Genomic DNA, 16315 nt, shown 5'->3' with positions numbered 1-16315 from the left:
GCTCAGGGTCGCCTCGTCCAGGTATCGTCATCGCAGATGAAGCCACCCAGCACGCACCCCTTTACGACGAGTGTCGTCTGTGACTGCAAGCTGAGCGTGGTCTTGTAGGTGCGGCCATCCTCCGGATTATACCCCTCCCCGGCCAGCACCCCAGCCGTGCCCTCGGGTCTGAAGCCAGTCAGGACCTGGACGCCGAGCAGCGAACGTCCGCGCAAATTGTTTTCGGGATTTGATCGGTCGACCCGCTCCTGCTTGAGCCAGACGATCTTGCCGCAGAGCGCCTGCCCGCAACGCGCGATCGCAATCTCGGACTCGCCATCGGAATCGCGCCAGCGCCCAACGACCTCGCTCATCGGGTCCGCAGCGGCGGCCTGTAGTGATGACATCCCCGCCAATGCGGCGAGAACAAGCATTCCGGCGCTAAGTCTGGCCATCGCCATCCTCCTCATCCTCCCAACCCAAAGCAATGACGCCGGCGACGATCAGGGCGATGCCACCGGCTTGAACCGCGTCGATCCGTTCGCCGAGCGCAAGCCAGGCGAGCAGAGGCACCGTGACATAGGCGAGCCCGGTCATCGGGAAAGCGCGGCTGAGCGGCATGTCACGCAGGATCAGCATCCAGACGATGAACGTCGCGGCATAGCCGATCGCCGCCAGCCAGACGCCCGGCAGCGTCGATGCCCTGATCATCATCTGCAGCCCGAAATCCATGTCGGCGAGCCCATCCGCCCCCCACTTGAAGGCAAGCTGGGTCGCGGTATCGAGCGCAATGAAGACCGTCCAGATCCAAAGCTGGCGCCATGGCACGAGCTGCCGCGAAGTCTCGATCGTGCTCATGCCGCTTGCTCCCTTGTCGCCTGCTCCCTTGCCGGCGAGCGGCGCAGCGCCCGCAGATCCGGATCGAACCTGTCGAAGGCAAACCAGGGACTGGCCGATTTCAGGGCCCATTGCAGCGCGGCATTCCGGTGCCTGAAGAAGACCGTTGAAGGCACCAGTCGGCTGCCGAAGCGCAGCTTCGACGCATAGGCTGTCTGGCCGGTCTGCAGCCGGGCGATGCCGCGCTCGAGACAAAAGCGAACATTCGTCATCCAGCTCACCGCATAGAGGTTGTGCTGGCGGGCAAGCGGGTAACGCATGCCGAGGAACTTATCGATCACCCTGTCATTCTCGATCAGCAGCAGATTGAAGGCGGCCAGCGTCTGGCCCACCCAATAGAGCGCAAAGACGGCGCGCTCGCCGAGCGCCGCCGAGACAGCCTTGAAGTACCCGGGGGGAAGCACCTCCAGATCGCCGTAGTCGAGGCCACTCTCGGCCCGCGTCGACTCATAGAGCTCGGCAATCTCGCTCTCGATGCCCTCGATCCCATGCCGCATCTCGACCCGGACCTCGCCGGCCTTCGCCAGCTTGCGCCGGATATCCTTGCGCGTGGCAGCCGAGAGCGAGGCGAGATAGTCCGCCTCGCCAACGAAGGGCAGATCGAGGACCGCGAACGGCAAGCTGCCGACACCCGCAAATCCGCGCGAAAGCAGCGCATCACGCAGCCCCGACACATCCTGCGCGGCAACGTCCTTCCAGGCCACGACATCGGCCCCCACGCTTCGGGCGTGCTGGTCGAGGATTTCGCCCAGCGCCGCAAATGCAGACGCGGATTGATCGGAACCAAGCCCATCCCGCACTGAGGCATGACAGCGTTCGGCATAGGGCGAGCCGACACAGAGCACGTTGAGGGAGACGAGACGCGGCGCCAGTCTGAACACCGCATCGCCGAAGCGCCGAAGCCCCCCCTGAAACGGCGTATCAAGCCGGTAGGTGAACTGGAAGAATGGCGCGATGGCACTGATGCCAAGCGCATCCTCGACACAGGCCGCGCCCATGGCGATCCCGCTGCCGCTCCCGGCCAGCGCCTGCTCGCAAGCGCTGTAATAGGCATGATTTTCGGCTTCGCCGGGGCAGCAGCGATCCCACGCCTCGGGCGCGATCTCGGCGATCCTTTCGACGATGCGGGCGCGCGGCGCGTTCATTCCGCCGCAACGGCGCAGAGACTCGCCGGCTCCCGTCGGACTTTGCCTGGAACGGACAGCCGCGCCGCCAGGGCAAGCGAGCGGTCGATCACGACATCGCGCTGCTGGTCGATGGTCACGAGATGATAGCTGTCGTTCAGCACGACAGTATCGACGATCCCGCCAAGGCGCCGCTGGATATAGGCGGCATTGGAGAGACCGGAAATGTCGTCCTCGCGCGCCTGCACGACGAGCGCGGGACAGGTAATCTCGCCCATCCGGCGGCGCGTGTCCTTGATCAGCGCCCACATCTGCTGAAGCGAGCCCGCGGGCGTGCCCAGGAGGCCGGCCTGCGAGCTGTCCCCGCCGCCCATCGCCCCCACGATCATCGCGCGGGTGCGCTCATCCTTGACGCCATAGGGAGGCCGCTCGACGAAGCGATAGCGGCGGCCCATGGGCGTGTTGATCAAGAGCTTCAGCAGGAAGCTGTACCAGGGGATCGACCAGCCATCATACCAGAGCGTCGGGGCGTAGAGGGCAAGCCCGTGGACGTCGTCGCGGTGGCGTGCCGCGATAAGCATCGCCATCACCGCCCCCATCGACAATCCCCCGACGATGACCGTGTCGCAAATCAGCTTCATCCGCGCGAGTTCCGCCTCGACACTGGCGGTCCAGTCACGCCAGCCCGTCGCCAGGAGATCGTCTTCGCTGCCGCAATGACCAGCCAGCTGGGGGCAATGCACGGTGTGCCCGGCCCGCGCCAACGCCCGGGCGACGAGCCGCAGTTCCACCGGGGTGCCCCCCAGACCATGAATCAGGAGGAAACCAGTCCCGCCACCGGCGAAGCGAAGGCTGTTGTCTTTTGCTGCCACGGAAGCGGATCCCTCAGGCGGTGCGGGCGACGATGACGACGCCAAGAGTGATGAGGCAGGCACCGAGCCATTGCCGACGCACGACGCGCTCCTTGAGGAACACGGCGCTGGCAAGCGTGACGCCAAGGAAATTCAGGCTGGCGATCGGGAACGCGATCGAAAGCGGCACTTCGGCAAGAATCCGCAGCCAGACCACGACCTCGACGAGGTAGATCAGGATTCCCCAGCAGATCCAGCTGTCGCGCAGCGCCGCCAGGACAAGCGCCCGTCCGTCCACGTCGGGCAAACGATCAGCCCCGAGCTTGAAACAGAGCTGGCCTGCGACGTCGCATATCACCGACAAGGCGAACCAAAGCACGAGGGTCATGACAGCACCCGGTCGAAGCAATCCAGCAACGCACCGTTCACGCGCGCATTGACCGCCAGCTCGGCGGCAGTGACCTGGCGTCGCGGCGGATGATCGAAATAGGCGAGCGTCGCCCGGAACGGATCGGTGAAGCGAGGCTCGGAGTAGTCGCCGCAGATATCGACGCCGGCGATCTCGCACTGCTCCGCCAGCCGCTCGATCGCGAGCAGCAGATTCTCGAACGGCAGCTCGCCCTGATCCCAGTTGGTCGCGGCGTCGCCCGGGCCAAGAACATCCTTGTCGATCGTCAACCAGATCCGGCGGGTCGGCAGGTTGCGGATCAGTTCATCGAGGAAGTCGCCCCAGTTTTCATCCGCGAGATTGCGCCAGTGCAGCGCCCCGGCCTTCTGCGTGTGTCCGCGCCCATCACGATAGCGGCGCCAGACACGAGAGGGCGCATGCCGCCATGGGTAGAGTTCGATCCGCCCGTCGGAGACCGCGTCAAGATTGGCAAATTGCCATTCCGGCCTGACCAGATCGCTGCTGCATGGGCCGATCGTCACGACCCGCTTGACGTGATCGAGTTCGAGGGCGCGGTTGACCCAGGCGCCGCAATTCATGGTCGCCGGAAACCGCACCCAGTCGGGGTGATTGTCGAAATGCACGACCGTCAGCGGCCGACTGGTCTGCGCAAGCAGGCCGGCAGTCAGATGATGGAAGTCGCCTGATCCGTAGAACGTCACGGAAGCCTCGCCTTCCCGCATGGGTTTCGCGCGCAGCCGCTCATGCAGCAGGCTCAGCGCCCGCCTGCTTGCGACGATACGCAATGCGCTTCCAAGATCGGTCGCATCGATGCGGGTGGCGGCTCCCGCACCGATGCGCCGGTGCAGCGGCTCCTGAACCGCCGCACTGCCGTCGAGGTCGATTACACGCAACTGCACGTCCGACCTCGCCGTGTTCAAACCCTGGCGACGCGCGTGAACAACTGATCGAGCAGCGCAAGCGCCAGATCGATCTCCGCATGGGTCATCGTCAGCGCCGGAGCCAGCGTAATGACGTTCTTGTGGTAGCCGCCGATGTCGAGGACGAGCCCGTAGCGCTGGCCGTCGACCACCAGATCGGCCTTCATGCCCTCGTCGCACATCAGGTCGACCAGCCGCTTCGACGGGGTGTAGCTGTCATGCGGCTCGCAGATCTCGATGCGCAGCGCCATGCCGAGACCATCGACATCGCCAACGATCCGGTGCCGGCGCTTCAGTTCCTGGAGGCCTTCGAGGAAATAGGCCCCCTTCTCCATCACCATGGTCTCGTAGTCGTCCTCCTCCATCATCTTCATCGCCTCGAGCGCGACAGCAGTGCCGAGCGGGTTCGCATTGAAGGTCGAGTGGGTCGAGCCTGGCGGGAAGATGGTGGGGTTGATCAGCTCTTCCTTGGCCCAGATGCCGGAGAGCGGGTTCAGCCCGTTGGTCACCGCCTTGCCGAAGACGATCACATCCGGCGTCACGCCGAAATGCTCGATCGACCACAGCTTTCCGGTTCGGTAGAAGCCCATCTGGATCTCGTCGACGACGAGCAGGATGCCGTGCTGATCGAGGACCTTCTTCAGCTCGATGAAGAAATTCGGAGGCGGAATGACGTAGCCGCCGGTGCCCTGGAGCGGCTCGACATAGAAGGCCGCATATTCCGACTGGCGGGCCTTGGGATCCCAGACCCCGTTATACTCGCTCTCGAACAGGCGCGCGAACTGCTTCACGCAATGCACGCCGTATTCTTCCTTGCTCATGCCCTTGGGGGCGCGGAAATGGTAGGGAAACGGCACGAACTGAGCCCGCTCGCCGAAATGGCCGAAGCGCCGGCGATAGCGGTAGGACGAGGTGATGGCGGAGGCGCCGAGCGTGCGACCGTGATAGCCGCCCTCGAAGGCGAACATCAGGCTCTTGCCGTTGCTCGCATTGCGCACGAGCTTCAGTGAATCCTCGACCGCCTGTGCGCCGCCGACATTGAAATGCACCCGCCCCTTGCTGCCGAATTTCGCCTGCGCATCACGGGCGATCATCGCGGCGAGTTCGATCTTCTCGCGATGGAGATACTGGCTCGCGACTTGCGGCAGAGTGTCGATCTGGCGCTTCAGCGCCGCGTTCAGGCGCGGATTGGCATAGCCGAAATTGACCGCCGAATACCACATCTGCAGATCGAGGAAGCGATTGCCCTCGGCATCGAACATGTAGGAGCCGTCGCAACCCGAGAAGATCTTCGGGAACTGCGTGTAATGGACCGTGTCACCATGGGAGCAGTACTCCGCTTCGAGGGCGAGCAGGCGCGCCTCCTCCTCGGCATGGAGGCTCGTCGGCCGGGATTCCAGGCCAGCCAGTGCTGCGGAAGCCGGCTCAAGCAAGGCGTATCCGTCATCCATCGATCATATCCTTGAGTTGGTTCTGGGCTCCGCTCGTCACCGGGCTGGCCAGCAGTTCTGCCAGCAGGCCGACGGCCTCGGAAAAATCGGAGAAGGGGTGATGAGGCAGAGCATTGTCGTGGCAATGCCCGATGAGGCTTTTCTTGGCGAAGACGAGATCCGCCTGGCCGGCGAGGCAGAAATCCGAGCGGCCGTCACCGACGAGCAGGGTCAGCGGTCGTCCGAAGCCGTCGGCCACACGGCATTTGCAGGTGCCGCTCGCGCAATCGCCGGTTAGTGCGGCATGCGGCGACGTCAACTGCCAGCGATCGCCACCGACCGCAGCGAGGTGATTGGCGATGACGGGCAGCGCGCCGAGCTCGATCCGGCCCAGCACCGCGCGGATCGTGCGATCAAGGCCGTCGGAGACGACCGTAACCGGGATATCGTGCCGTCGGCAGAGTGCGACGAAGGCGCCGAAGCCACTATCGATCGCAATCGTCTCGGTGAAGCCGTCGAGCACGGCCGGCAGGACGCGCAGCAATTCGACCTGCCGGGCCATGCATTCGCGAGAACCGATCCGGCCGGAAACCCAGTCGTCCTCGATAGCCTCCCAGCCCGGCTCCGCGAAACGCGCCAGGATCTGGTCGGTCGTGTCTTCACACGTTATCGTTCCGTCGAAATCGACGATGGCCTGCCACAGCATGCTCGGCGCTCATTTGTAGCTCTCGGTGAGTGCCGATAGCGCAAGCGCTGTGCCATCTCGTAATCAATTGATATTGCTACAAATTCAGACAAATTATCTGCGCTACCCGCCTCTCACTCGCGGAGCTTCCATCAAAAAATGGAGCTAAACCCCGCGTCAGCTCGCCGGACAGGGAGGCCGATAGCGGCGACCTGCAAGCGCGACAATGACGCCGCGTTGCCCCACCAGCACGGGGGAGGCCGACATGTCAGCAAGCCCGGAACCGCTCCGTGCCTGGGTGCATTCGAGGCAGCGCATCGTTACACGGCAGTGCGCGCCATCTGGAGCCCGCTGGCCATCGCTGCCTGTTGCTCCGCGACCACCTGGAGTGACGCGCCGCGATCTCCGGCGAAGGCTCGTTCTGCCGCGGACCATGCCGGCATGATCCAGGGCTTTTCCGCCGCAGCGCAGGCGGAAGCGATCCGGCTGATATCGTCCCTATCGGCATCGCTGAAGCGATAGCGACCTCTCCCGCGCGTCAGCGAAAGGTCCGAGGGGCCAACGAAAACGCCATCCACGGTCGGCAGGGCGAGAATGGCTTCGACATCGGCAAGCGCCTCGGCCGTCTCGATCATCGGATAACAGGCGGTGTCGCGGTTATCGTCCTCGAAATAGCTGGCGGATGGCGCGCTATAGCGGACGCTGCGGGCTCCGGCATAACTCCGGGTTCCCAGCATCGGGTATTTCGCCGAACGGCAGATTGCCGTTGCATGCGCCACGGAACCGACATGCGGGATCACGACGCCATTCGCGCCGAAGTCGAGCGCCTGCTGGATCGGCTCGGCCTGCGGCCCGGCAACCTTGACCAGAACTTCGAGCTTCAGGGCGCGAGCAAGTGGAATGAGTTTGTCGAGGTCCCCAAGCGACAGCGTCCCGTGCTCGACATCGAGGACGAGCGTGTCGAATGCCAGGTCCGCCGCGATTTCGATGAAGACCACGTCAGGTGCTGCAAGCCAGCAGCCGATCTTGGGCTGTTTCCGTGTCATTGGATGCTCACCTGACAGAGGCAAAGGGCAGACGGCGGTGGCGCGCCAGCGGGATGCGCGTGCGGGCGAGATCGATCGCGGCAAGATCCAGCCGAGCTGCAACGATGCCTTCGCCCAAGGCGCGCTTGGCGATGACCGCGCCCCAGGGTTCGGCGATCAGCGAGTGCCCGTAATTGTACAGGATCTGCCCATCTTCCTCGAAGGGCCCCTCCTGCCCGGGCGCGAGAATGAAGCATTGGCTCTCGATGGCGCGGGCCCGCAGCAGCGGCTCCCAATGTTCCTTGCCGGTGTGCAGGGTAAAGGCTGCCGGCACCGCGATCACGCGGGCGCCAGCGTCGACAAGCGCGCGAAACAATTCGGGGAAGCGCAGATCATAGCAGATCGTGCAGCCGACGGTGACGCCGTCGAGATCGAAGGTCACCAGCTCGGATCCCGCGCCGTAGATCTTGCCTTCGTCATAGACCGTGTCATCCGGCGCCGTGATCGCGAAAAGGTGGATCTTGCGATAGCGGGCCACCTCGCGCCCCACGCGGTCGAAGACGAGGCTGGTGTTGAAGATGCGGTCTCCGTCACGCTCGTTCAACGAGCCGCCATGGATGTAGACGGCGTGGCGGGCGGCAGCCTCTCGCAGCATGGCATAGGCTTCACCGCCCGGGCACAGCTCGGCCGCGGCGCGCTGGGCGTCGGCATCGCCGCCATAGAGAGTGAAGCACTCCGGCAGCATGACGAGATCGGGATTCTCTTCGCGGCAGGCCTGTTCGATCAGGCGCTGGGCGATGGCGATATTGGCGGCCTTGTCCTGGCCGGCATTCATCTGGATCAACGCAACTTTCATCATGTCTCGCTTGTTGGGGAATCCTGGCGGACGACAGCGCAGGCGAGCCGCTGGAGGGCGGCTTGCCTGCGCGCCCATCGGTCACTTCTTGAGGCTGACGGCCCAGAGTCTCGGCTTCGGCATGATGGTCGCGGCATAGCCCTGGACGCTTGAGCGCGCCGCGGCGACTTCGACACCGTTATAGAGCATCAGGAACGGCGCCTGCTCAATGAAGAGAGCATGGAGCTTGTCGAACAGGGCCTGACGTTCGCCATCCTTGGTCGATGCCAGGATATCGCGCAGGAGCTCCTCCGCCTGCGGATCGTCCCAGATCCGGTTCGGACGCTTGTCCTTCGAGCCCATCACCGCGCCATAGGCCAGGGCGGGGTCATAGCGGGCCGAATAGGAGAAGGACTGCATCTGGTAGTTGCCCTTGCTGTAGCGATCGAGCTGCGTCGCCCATTCCAGCACCTCGAGCGTCGCGTTGATTCCGGCCGATTGCAGCATCGCCTGGGCGATGACAGCGCTCTCATAGGTGTCGCGCTCGTTCTTGTTCGCCATCAGCACGATCGGCTGGCCGGCATAACCCGCCTCCTTCAACAGACGAGCAGCCTTGGCCGGGTCATAGCTGTGGAGGCGGGCCTGCTCCTTCGAGTAGAAGCGCGATTCCGTCGGAACGACCGAAGCGTTTGGCTGCCCCAGCCCCTCCGACACGGCCTTGACGAGTTCGCGCGTGTCGATCGCGGCGGCGATGGCCTGACGCATCTTGACGTTGGCCAGCAGCGGATCGCGGGTCTGCAGCAGGATCGTGTTGAGCATCATGGTCGGCGAGGACGAGACCTTGAGCTCCGGACGCGCCTTCATCTCTGGAATGTCGGCTGCCGCGAGCGAAGGCAGGATGTCGATATTGCCACGCAGCAACGCGGCCTTGGCCGTGGCGTTGTCGGGGATCACCATGAAGTTGACGGTATCGACGAGCGCGCGCTTGCCCCCGACATAGCCATCCGGCTCGCCGCCACGATCGGTATAGCCGTCGAACCTGTCGAGGCGAACATATTCACCGCGCTTCCATTCCCCGAACTTGAATGGCCCGGTCCCGACCGGCGCCTTGAACGAGCCGTCAGGGTTGAAGGACGAGCGGGCGATGATCGCAGTCTGCCCGCACTGATTCCGCGCGATGCCCGCGAGAAAGACAGAACTCGGACGGTTCAGGGTGAAGACGACGGTGTCCGCATCGGGAGCGGCGATCTCGACCTTGAGGATGTCTGATCCGTTGTACTCTCCCGTGCAGAGCCAGCCCGTCTTCGGGTCCATGTAACGCTGCCAGTTCCAGACGACATCCGCGGATGTCAGCGTCGTGCCATCGTGGAACTTCACGCCCCTGCGCAGCTTGAGCGTATAGGTCAGCCCATCCGGCGACACCTCGATGCTGTCTGCGAGCAGCGGCTTCGGGGTGCCGTTGGCGGAGTAGCCGACAAGGCCCTCGACCATGTGAAGCACCACGCCGTCCGTCGTGTCGTCCCGGTTCACCCCGGGATTGACGCTGCGGATATCGGCATTGAGACGCACGCGCAGAGTGTCGGCCTCGGCCTTCGACGCCTGAAAACAAGCAGCGCCCATCATCAATGCGAGTGCCGTGAAACGCATTCTCATTCATTCCTCCCGTGGATAGACATGTCAGGCCGCGAGCATCTTCGGCTCGTCGGCGAGGCTGTATTGGGTAAAACGGCGATCGAGGGCGGGAAGAGCCGCCACCTCCATCACGCCGCTCTCCGGCTCCATCACCACCATCGCGACGGTCGCCGAGAGGTGAGCATCGCGCAGGCCGGGCCGCGGTGGCCGGCAGACGCTGTAGGGCGTGGCGAAATCGTCGAAGAGCGCAGCCTTAACCTCGGCGGCGGACAGGGTGCCACCGCTCTGATCCAGCAATCGGCGCACGCGCCAGTCGCGGTAGACGCTGTCCGGCACGTTGACGAGACCGGTATCCCTGAGCTTTCCAAGCGCAATGGGACTGACCCAGTGATTGGCGTGAACGATCAGCCCGTCGCTCGGATAGATCGCGAAAGCCTCGTCCGGGGCGCATTCGTAATTGACCGCAAACCCCTCGGCGCTCGACAGGATCATGTTGTTCGAGCAGGTCTTCTGCGTCGTCGCGACGGCCCTGATCGCGAAAGCGAGGTGGGATTGCTCGAGCACCTTGCGGCGGATCAGGGCAAGCGGCACGCCCTGCTGGCGATAGTCCCGGTCACTGTCGAGATAGTTGGCGGTGATGGCGAGCCCAGCCGCATTCATGCCGGAACGGGCAAGTCCCCCGGCCTCGACGAAGGTCAGGAAATCCGGGCCGTTATCGGGGCGCACCCGCAGCACGATCGCCGTCTCCGCGCATTCGGCGCGCCAATCCCAGTTCTGGGCATGGATCAGCCGCCCCGACAGGCTGCGCTCCGGCATGACCACGAGACCGGTGCAGCCATCGTCGGCCTCGTCCTGTTCCCGCTGCGGCCTGCTCCGTTCGATGCGGGCCTTGGCGATGACCTCGGTCCTGGCGTTGACCATCACGATGTCTTCGAGCGTGACGCCGGCCCCTTCGGCAATCCCACGCATCTCGTCGAGGTAATGGGCTCCGAAGGCCTCGATCTCGCCGGCGAACGCCATGATCAGTTCGGACTGGGCCGCAGGCTGATAGCCGAACTCCGCGAGCTGGTCGCCATAGAGCTCGACGCTCCGGCGCACGCGCTCCCTGGCGGCCTCGCCATATTGCCGGCCGCGCTCACGCGGGGCACCGGAGATAGAGACGAAGGGAAAGGGCGAGGTCGTCATTGGCATGCTCCTGCTAACGGGTGATCCACACGCCCCAGGCGCGCATCTTGCCGAAGCCGGTGACGCCGATGCCGTCGACGCGGTCGGTCGAGGCTTCGACGAGGGGGGTGTTGTAGAGGCTGACGATCGGTGCCTGGTCGATCATGCGCAGATGCATTTCGTCGAAGATCGCTTGGCGCCGGCCGGGATCGAGCTCCGCCGTCGAGGAGGACAGCAGCGCGATGGCATGCGGGTCCTCCCACTGGTTGTCAGGGTCGACATCCTTGGAGCCGACGATCGTCTTGTAATTCAGAGAGGGTTCGAGCCGTGCCGTGAAGCGGAAGGACTGGAGCTGGAAATTGCCCTTGCTGTAGCGGTCGAGCTGGGTTGCCCATTCCAGCACCTCGAGATCGACATTGAAGCCGGCCTGCTTGAGCATTGACTGGAGAATGATGGCAGTGTCGTAGAGATGGGCGAGCTTCTGCGACGTCTGCAGCTTGATCGGCCGCCCGTCATATCCGGCCTCCTTCAGCAACCTGCGGGCGAGATCGGGGTCGTAGGCATAACCCTTGCCGTGGACCGCTGTATGGGCCGAACTCGCGTCCGGGATGGCCGAGGGATTGGGCTTGCCGAGCCCGTCCGTCCTGGTTTCCACCAGCGTCTTGAGATCGATGGCATGGGCCAGCGCGCGTCTGACGCGAATATCGGCGAAAAGCGGGTCGCGTGTCTGGACGAGCAGCACGTTCCAGCTCAGCCCCTGTGCGGTCGCGACCCTGACGCCCTTGGCCGCCCTCAGGTCGACCACATCCGAGACATCGGTGACGATCCAGTCGATCTGGCCTGCCCGCAGGGCCGTCCTGCGTGTGGCGTCATCGGGCACCACCATCCAGCGCACCTGATCGACATGGGCGAGGCGCGCCCCGGCATAGCCGCTCATCGGCTCGGAACGCGGTCGGTAGCCGGCAAATTTCTTGAGGAGAATGAACGAGTTCTTGCGCCACTCGGCGAAGGTGAAGGGGCCCGTACCGACCGGCTGGCGCCACTCACCGTTCGGCCCGACCGAATCCTTGTGCAGGATGCCGGTCAGGCATTGGACATTGGCGACATAGTGCAGGAAGAGCGCCGAAGGCGCGGCCAGCCTGAAGACCACCGTGCGTGCATCGGGCGTCTCGATCGCCTCGATCTTGGTGTCCTGCGAGCCGTCATACCAGCCCCGGCACTGCCATTTCGTCGCCGGGTCCAGCAGGCGGTCCCAGCTCCATTTCACGTCCGCCGAGGACATCGGCGCACCGTTATGGAAGGTGATTCCGTCGCGCAGGGTGAAGCTGTAGCTGCGGCCGCCGTCGCCGACCGTGTAGGTCTCTGCCAGCAGCGGCGCGATGGTCAGGTCCTCGCGATAGGCGACCAGGGCCTCGAGCACATGATGGAGAATGGTGTCGCTGTCGCCGCTGCGCCGAACACCCGGCTCGCTGCTCGTGATATCGGTGGAGAGCGCGATGCGCAGCTCGCCACCCTGTTTCGGGACCTGAGCGAGCGCCTGCATCGGGCAGGCGAGCGCGGCCAGGGCCGCAAGCCATGCAACCTTCATGATCTCTCCCTTTCGTTCGCGAGCGGCGCCCGGTTTTCCGGTGTCACCGCCCAAATGGCTGGCAGATCGCCGCGCCCTGCCCCGCTAGAGGTTTTGCCGTCGGGCAAGCGCGCTGGCGAAGAACTCCTTCACCGGGGGGTGCACGAGATGTCCGATATGCTCGACGCCGGGCACGACATCGAAGCGCACCGGGATATCGAGGCTCAGGAAGGCGCGCTCAAGCGAGCGCAGGCGATCGACCCGCGTCACGCCGGTCTCGTTGATGCCCTCCATCCAGTTCGAGGAACTGGGAGCGACGGTCACGTCCCAGGTCTCGATGTCATCGCCGCCGATGACCATCTGGACCGCGACTTTGCGCATCTCGGACAGATCAAGATCACGTCCGAAGATGCTCTTCAGATGGCCTGTCCCGAGCCACCACGGCTTGTCCGGGTCCGGCAGAGTCACGACGCCAGGAGCGCCGATCGAGACCGCCAGCAGTCGCTCAGGGTGCAGGTAGAAGAAGCGGTGCACGAACTGCCCGCCGCCGGAGAAACCGTGCATCAGCACCTTCTCGGCGTCGAGGCGATAGAGTTCGCCGATCTCCTCGATCATCGCCAGGACCAGGAGGTCGTAACGGATACCGCGATAGAGGATGCGCTTGTAGTTATGCGTGTCGCCCGGCTCCCCGATCCCGCAGGGAAAGAGCGGCACCAGGACGACGCATTGGTTGGCTTCGGCGAAGTCAATGAACTGGTCGCGCAGGCTGTCGACCGTGCGGGTGCTGCCGTGGATCAGGACGGCCAGCGGATAGCGCCTTGTGCCGTTCTCCTCGTAGCCCTCGGGAATATAGCAGCAATAGGAGAAGCGCTGGTCGGCCTGGCAGGCAAAGATCGCCGTCCGTCCGAGCTGGTAATAGGAGAGCTTCTCGCCATGTCCGTTGCGCGTCATCGGTCGTCTTTCTCCGGTCGTCTCAGGCTTGGCTGATCGTCTTGGTGACAAGATAGGCGTCGAGCCCCTCGGTGCCCCCCTCGCGGCCGTCGCCGCTGTCCTTGACCCCGCCGAATGGGGTTTCCGCCGCGGCGATCTCGAAGCGATTGATGCCGACCATCCCGGCCTCGATCCGTTCGCCGAGCGCAAGGGCCCGTGAGCCGGAGCCCGTGAATGCATAGGCGGCGAGCCCGACCGGCAGGCCGTTGGCACGACTGATGACCTCGTCCAGATCGCGGAAGCGGGCGATCGGAGCCACCGGCCCGAAGGGCTCCTCGCTCATGATCGCCGCGGCCTCCGGCACATCGGCGAGAACGGTCGGCGCGTAGAAGAAGCCACGATTGCCGATGCGCTCCCCGCCGCAGACAAGCCTGGCGCCATGGCGCTGCGCATCCTCGATCAATCCATGCACCGCCTCCAACCGCCTGGCATTGGCAAGCGGACCCATGCCGATGCCCTGGTCGAGGCCATTGCCGACCTTGATCCGCTGGGCGGCCGAGGCGAGGGCGGTGACGAAGCGATCATGCACCGCCTCGTGGACATAGAGCCGTGTCGGCGCGACACAGACCTGGCCGGCATTGCGGAATTTTCGCTGGGCTCCGAGCGCAGCCACCGCCTCGACATCGACATCATCGAATACCAGGACGGGGGCGTGACCACCGAGTTCCAGCGTCGCGCGCTTGGGCCCTTGGGCGGCCAGGGCTGCAACCGCACGCCCTCCCGCCGTGGAACCGGTGAACGAGACCTTCCGGATTACCGCTGAGCTGACCAGATGCCGCGAGACCGTTGGCGGATCTCCCAGGACGAGGTTGATCGCGCCCGCCGGCACGCCTGCCTCGACACAGGCCTCGACCAGGGCCAGGCAGGTCGCCGGGGTTTCCTCCGAGGGCTTGATGATGATCGAGCAGCCGGCACCCAGCGCACCCGCGATCTTGCGCGCCGGCGTCAACGCCGGAAAATTCCAGGGCGTGAAGGCGGCAACGGGACCGATCGGCTCCCGCACCACGATCATCCGGGCGCCGGCCGTGCGGCTAGGGACAACCCGCCCATAGGCGCGGCGCCCTTCCTCGGCATACCATTCGAAGACTTCGGCCGATGCGACCACCTCACCGCGCGCCTCGGCGAGAGGCTTGCCCTGCTCACGCGTCATCACCGCGCCAATGGCGTCCTGGCGCGCCCGCAGCAATTCGCCGACGCGACGCAGGATACGGCAGCGTTCGAAGACCGAGACCGCGCGCCAGGCAGAAAAGCCCGCCTCGGCAGCCTTCAGCGCGTCGTCGAGATCGACCGCCGATGCCAGGCGCGCCGTGGCCAGGATTTCGCCGGTCGCAGGATCATGGATCTCGATCTCGGCGCCGGAGCCCACGCGAGCAGCGCCGCCGATATGCAGGGTAACGTCGGGATAGGCGCTCACGTCGCGCAACCTCTTCAAACGGGGGTGGGCAGGGTCAGGCGATGGTTGCGAGCGCCTTGCGGATGCTGGCGAAGAGGCGGTCGATCTCGTCGGGCTCAATCGTCAGCGGCGGCGACAGCACCAGCAGATCGGCGCCGGCGCGCACGAGGACACCGTCCTGGAAACAGGCCTCGGCGCATTCCGAGCTGCGCTGGCCGGCACCACCGGGCCGTGGCTCGAACTCGATCGCGGCCACGAGACCGATAGTGCGGATATCGATGACGTGCGGTGCGCCCTTCAGGGCATGCGCCGCGTCCTCCCAGTGGCGCGCGATCCGCCGCGCGCGTTCGAACAGCCCTTCCTCTTCATAGACTTGCAGGGTGGCCAGGCCCGCGGCGCAGGCGAGCGGATGCCCCGAATAGGTATAACCGTGGAAGAGCTCGATGCTGCCTTCCGGACCGGTCATGAAGGCCTCGTAGATATGCGGCCCAACAATGGTCGCCCCCATCGGCACGGCGCCATTGGTCAGCCCCTTGGCGCAGGTGATCATGTCGGGAATGACGCCGAAGGCTTCGGCGGCGCAGGAAGCACCCAGCCGCCCGAAGCCCGAGATCACCTCGTCGAAGATCAGCAGGATGCCGTGCCTGTCGCAGATTTCGCGCAGACGCTTGAGATAGCCCTTGGGCGGCGGCAGCACGCCGGTCGAGCCCGCAACCGGTTCGACGATGACAGCCGCGATCGTCGACGCATCATGGATCTGCACGAGCCGCTCGAGATCCTCGGCGAGATCAGCGCCATGATCGGGCTCGCCGCGCGAGAAGGCATTCCTGGCCAGGTCCAGCGTGTGCGGGAGATGGGCGACACCCGGCAGGAGGGGCCCGAAATCGCGGCGGTGCCGGCTGATACCCGCAACCGAGAGCCCGCCGAAGCCCATGCCGTGATAGCCGCGCGCCCGGCCGATCAGGCGGGTGCGCCCTGCCTCGCCGCGCTGGCGGTGATAGGCCAGCGCGATCTTGAGCGCCGTGTCGACCGCCTCCGAGCCCGAATTGGAGAAGAAGACATGGTCGAGCCCCTTCGGCATCATGTTGGCGATGCGGCTCGCCAGCGTGAAGGCGTCGGGATGTCCCATCTGGAAACAGGAGACGTAGTCTAGCCTGTCGACCTGGGCCTTGATCGCCTCCTTGATCCGCGGATGGCCATGTCCGGCATTCACGCACCAGAGCCCGGCCATGCCGTCGAGGATCCGGCGCCCGTCGGCTGTCAGATAATAATTGCCCTCGGCTCCGACGAAGAGGCGCGGATCACTCTTGAAACGCCGATTGGCCGTGAACGGCATCCAATGGGCATCGAGGTCATTCGGGCGGGTGGCGGCGGAAGCGAGCAAGATTGAACCTCAGGAGCGCTGGATGATGTT

At 64.9% G+C, this 16315-nt stretch carries 16 protein-coding genes; all 16 read right to left on the bottom strand.

The window, feature by feature from the left end:
* Positions 1 to 2: 2 nt before the first annotated feature.
* The 16 genes from BIWAKO_RS14785 to aptA all read right to left on the bottom strand — a co-directional run bounded on the left by BIWAKO_RS14785 (position 3) and on the right by aptA (position 16288).
* Positions 3 to 434: a DUF2147 domain-containing protein gene (locus BIWAKO_RS14785; protein ID WP_176733325.1), complete on the bottom strand. Its 432-nt coding sequence runs from the start codon at positions 432 to 434 to the stop codon at positions 3 to 5.
* The gene (locus BIWAKO_RS34810) at positions 421 to 837 is read right to left on the bottom strand and encodes an EamA family transporter (RefSeq protein ID WP_069879301.1); all 417 of its coding nucleotides are present in this window, start codon (positions 835 to 837) and stop codon (positions 421 to 423) included. The genes BIWAKO_RS14785 and BIWAKO_RS34810 overlap by 14 nt, the downstream gene beginning before the upstream one ends.
* Positions 834 to 2021: a GNAT family N-acetyltransferase gene (locus BIWAKO_RS14775; RefSeq protein WP_069879300.1), complete on the bottom strand. Its 1188-nt coding sequence runs from the start codon at positions 2019 to 2021 to the stop codon at positions 834 to 836. The genes BIWAKO_RS34810 and BIWAKO_RS14775 overlap by 4 nt, the downstream gene beginning before the upstream one ends.
* Positions 2018 to 2872, bottom strand: a complete 855-nt coding sequence (locus BIWAKO_RS14770; RefSeq protein ID WP_069879299.1) for an alpha/beta hydrolase — start codon at positions 2870 to 2872, stop codon at positions 2018 to 2020. The genes BIWAKO_RS14775 and BIWAKO_RS14770 overlap by 4 nt, the downstream gene beginning before the upstream one ends.
* Before the next feature lie 13 nt (positions 2873 to 2885).
* The gene (locus BIWAKO_RS14765; RefSeq protein ID WP_069879298.1) at positions 2886 to 3239 is read right to left on the bottom strand and encodes an EamA family transporter; all 354 of its coding nucleotides are present in this window, start codon (positions 3237 to 3239) and stop codon (positions 2886 to 2888) included.
* Positions 3236 to 4153: an arginase family protein gene (locus tag BIWAKO_RS14760; RefSeq protein WP_069882508.1), complete on the bottom strand. Its 918-nt coding sequence runs from the start codon at positions 4151 to 4153 to the stop codon at positions 3236 to 3238. Before BIWAKO_RS14760 ends, BIWAKO_RS14765 begins: the two co-directional genes overlap by 4 nt.
* 23 nt (positions 4154 to 4176) lie before the next feature.
* A complete protein-coding gene (locus tag BIWAKO_RS14755; protein WP_069879297.1) occupies positions 4177 to 5631 on the bottom strand; it encodes an aspartate aminotransferase family protein in 1455 nt (484 codons plus the stop codon).
* The gene (locus BIWAKO_RS14750) at positions 5624 to 6316 is read right to left on the bottom strand and encodes an MtnX-like HAD-IB family phosphatase (protein WP_069879296.1); all 693 of its coding nucleotides are present in this window, start codon (positions 6314 to 6316) and stop codon (positions 5624 to 5626) included. Before BIWAKO_RS14750 ends, BIWAKO_RS14755 begins: the two co-directional genes overlap by 8 nt.
* 299 nt (positions 6317 to 6615) lie before the next feature.
* Positions 6616 to 7341: an HpcH/HpaI aldolase family protein gene (locus tag BIWAKO_RS14745; RefSeq protein WP_069879295.1), complete on the bottom strand. Its 726-nt coding sequence runs from the start codon at positions 7339 to 7341 to the stop codon at positions 6616 to 6618.
* 7 nt (positions 7342 to 7348) lie between these two features.
* Complete coding sequence (locus BIWAKO_RS14740; protein WP_371331962.1) at positions 7349 to 8179, bottom strand: carbon-nitrogen hydrolase family protein; 831 nt, start codon at positions 8177 to 8179, stop codon at positions 7349 to 7351.
* 78 nt (positions 8180 to 8257) lie between these two features.
* Positions 8258 to 9808, bottom strand: coding sequence for an ABC transporter substrate-binding protein (locus BIWAKO_RS14735; protein ID WP_069879294.1), 1551 nt, complete (start codon positions 9806 to 9808; stop codon positions 8258 to 8260).
* Positions 9809 to 9832: 24 nt separating this feature from the next.
* On the bottom strand, positions 9833 to 10972 hold the full coding sequence (locus tag BIWAKO_RS14730; protein ID WP_069879293.1) for a C45 family autoproteolytic acyltransferase/hydolase: 1140 nt from the start codon (positions 10970 to 10972) through the stop codon (positions 9833 to 9835).
* Between the two features lie 13 nt (positions 10973 to 10985).
* Positions 10986 to 12539: an ABC transporter substrate-binding protein gene (locus tag BIWAKO_RS14725; RefSeq protein ID WP_069879292.1), complete on the bottom strand. Its 1554-nt coding sequence runs from the start codon at positions 12537 to 12539 to the stop codon at positions 10986 to 10988.
* A gap of 84 nt (positions 12540 to 12623) precedes the next feature.
* The gene (locus tag BIWAKO_RS14720) at positions 12624 to 13469 is read right to left on the bottom strand and encodes a hydrolase (RefSeq protein WP_069879291.1); all 846 of its coding nucleotides are present in this window, start codon (positions 13467 to 13469) and stop codon (positions 12624 to 12626) included.
* Between the two features lie 22 nt (positions 13470 to 13491).
* Entirely contained in the window at positions 13492 to 14922 is a 1431-nt protein-coding gene (locus BIWAKO_RS14715) for an NAD-dependent succinate-semialdehyde dehydrogenase (protein ID WP_069882506.1), read from the bottom strand.
* Between the two features lie 34 nt (positions 14923 to 14956).
* The gene (gene aptA, locus BIWAKO_RS14710; RefSeq protein WP_465247426.1) at positions 14957 to 16288 is read right to left on the bottom strand and encodes an omega-aminotransferase AptA; all 1332 of its coding nucleotides are present in this window, start codon (positions 16286 to 16288) and stop codon (positions 14957 to 14959) included.
* Between the last annotated feature and the right edge of the window lie 27 nt (positions 16289 to 16315).

It is taken from the genome of Bosea sp. BIWAKO-01 (assembly GCF_001748145.1).
Lineage (GTDB): Bacteria > Pseudomonadota > Alphaproteobacteria > Rhizobiales > Beijerinckiaceae > Allobosea.
The sequence above is the reverse complement of the archived record's forward strand: the minus strand, read 5'-3'. Positions and strand labels throughout refer to the sequence as shown.

Excerpts from the sequence above, each read along its gene's own strand:
- BIWAKO_RS14740 (WP_371331962.1), bottom strand. The coding sequence starts at position 8,179 with ATGATGAAAGTTGCGTTGATCCAGATGAATGCCGGCCAGGACAAGGCC.
- BIWAKO_RS14750 (WP_069879296.1), bottom strand. The coding sequence starts at position 6,316 with ATGCTGTGGCAGGCCATCGTCGATTTCGACGGAACGATAACGTGTGAA.
- BIWAKO_RS14785 (WP_176733325.1), bottom strand. The coding sequence starts at position 434 with ATGGCCAGACTTAGCGCCGGAATGCTTGTTCTCGCCGCATTGGCGGGG.
- BIWAKO_RS14735 (WP_069879294.1), bottom strand. The coding sequence starts at position 9,808 with ATGAGAATGCGTTTCACGGCACTCGCATTGATGATGGGCGCTGCTTGT.
- BIWAKO_RS14755 (WP_069879297.1), bottom strand. The coding sequence starts at position 5,631 with ATGGATGACGGATACGCCTTGCTTGAGCCGGCTTCCGCAGCACTGGCT.
- BIWAKO_RS14765 (WP_069879298.1), bottom strand. The coding sequence starts at position 3,239 with ATGACCCTCGTGCTTTGGTTCGCCTTGTCGGTGATATGCGACGTCGCA.
- BIWAKO_RS34810 (WP_069879301.1), bottom strand. The coding sequence starts at position 837 with ATGAGCACGATCGAGACTTCGCGGCAGCTCGTGCCATGGCGCCAGCTT.
- BIWAKO_RS14725 (WP_069879292.1), bottom strand. The coding sequence starts at position 12,539 with ATGAAGGTTGCATGGCTTGCGGCCCTGGCCGCGCTCGCCTGCCCGATG.
- BIWAKO_RS14720 (WP_069879291.1), bottom strand. The coding sequence starts at position 13,469 with ATGACGCGCAACGGACATGGCGAGAAGCTCTCCTATTACCAGCTCGGA.
- BIWAKO_RS14775 (WP_069879300.1), bottom strand. The coding sequence starts at position 2,021 with ATGAACGCGCCGCGCGCCCGCATCGTCGAAAGGATCGCCGAGATCGCG.
- BIWAKO_RS14745 (WP_069879295.1), bottom strand. The coding sequence starts at position 7,341 with ATGACACGGAAACAGCCCAAGATCGGCTGCTGGCTTGCAGCACCTGAC.
- BIWAKO_RS14730 (WP_069879293.1), bottom strand. The coding sequence starts at position 10,972 with ATGACGACCTCGCCCTTTCCCTTCGTCTCTATCTCCGGTGCCCCGCGT.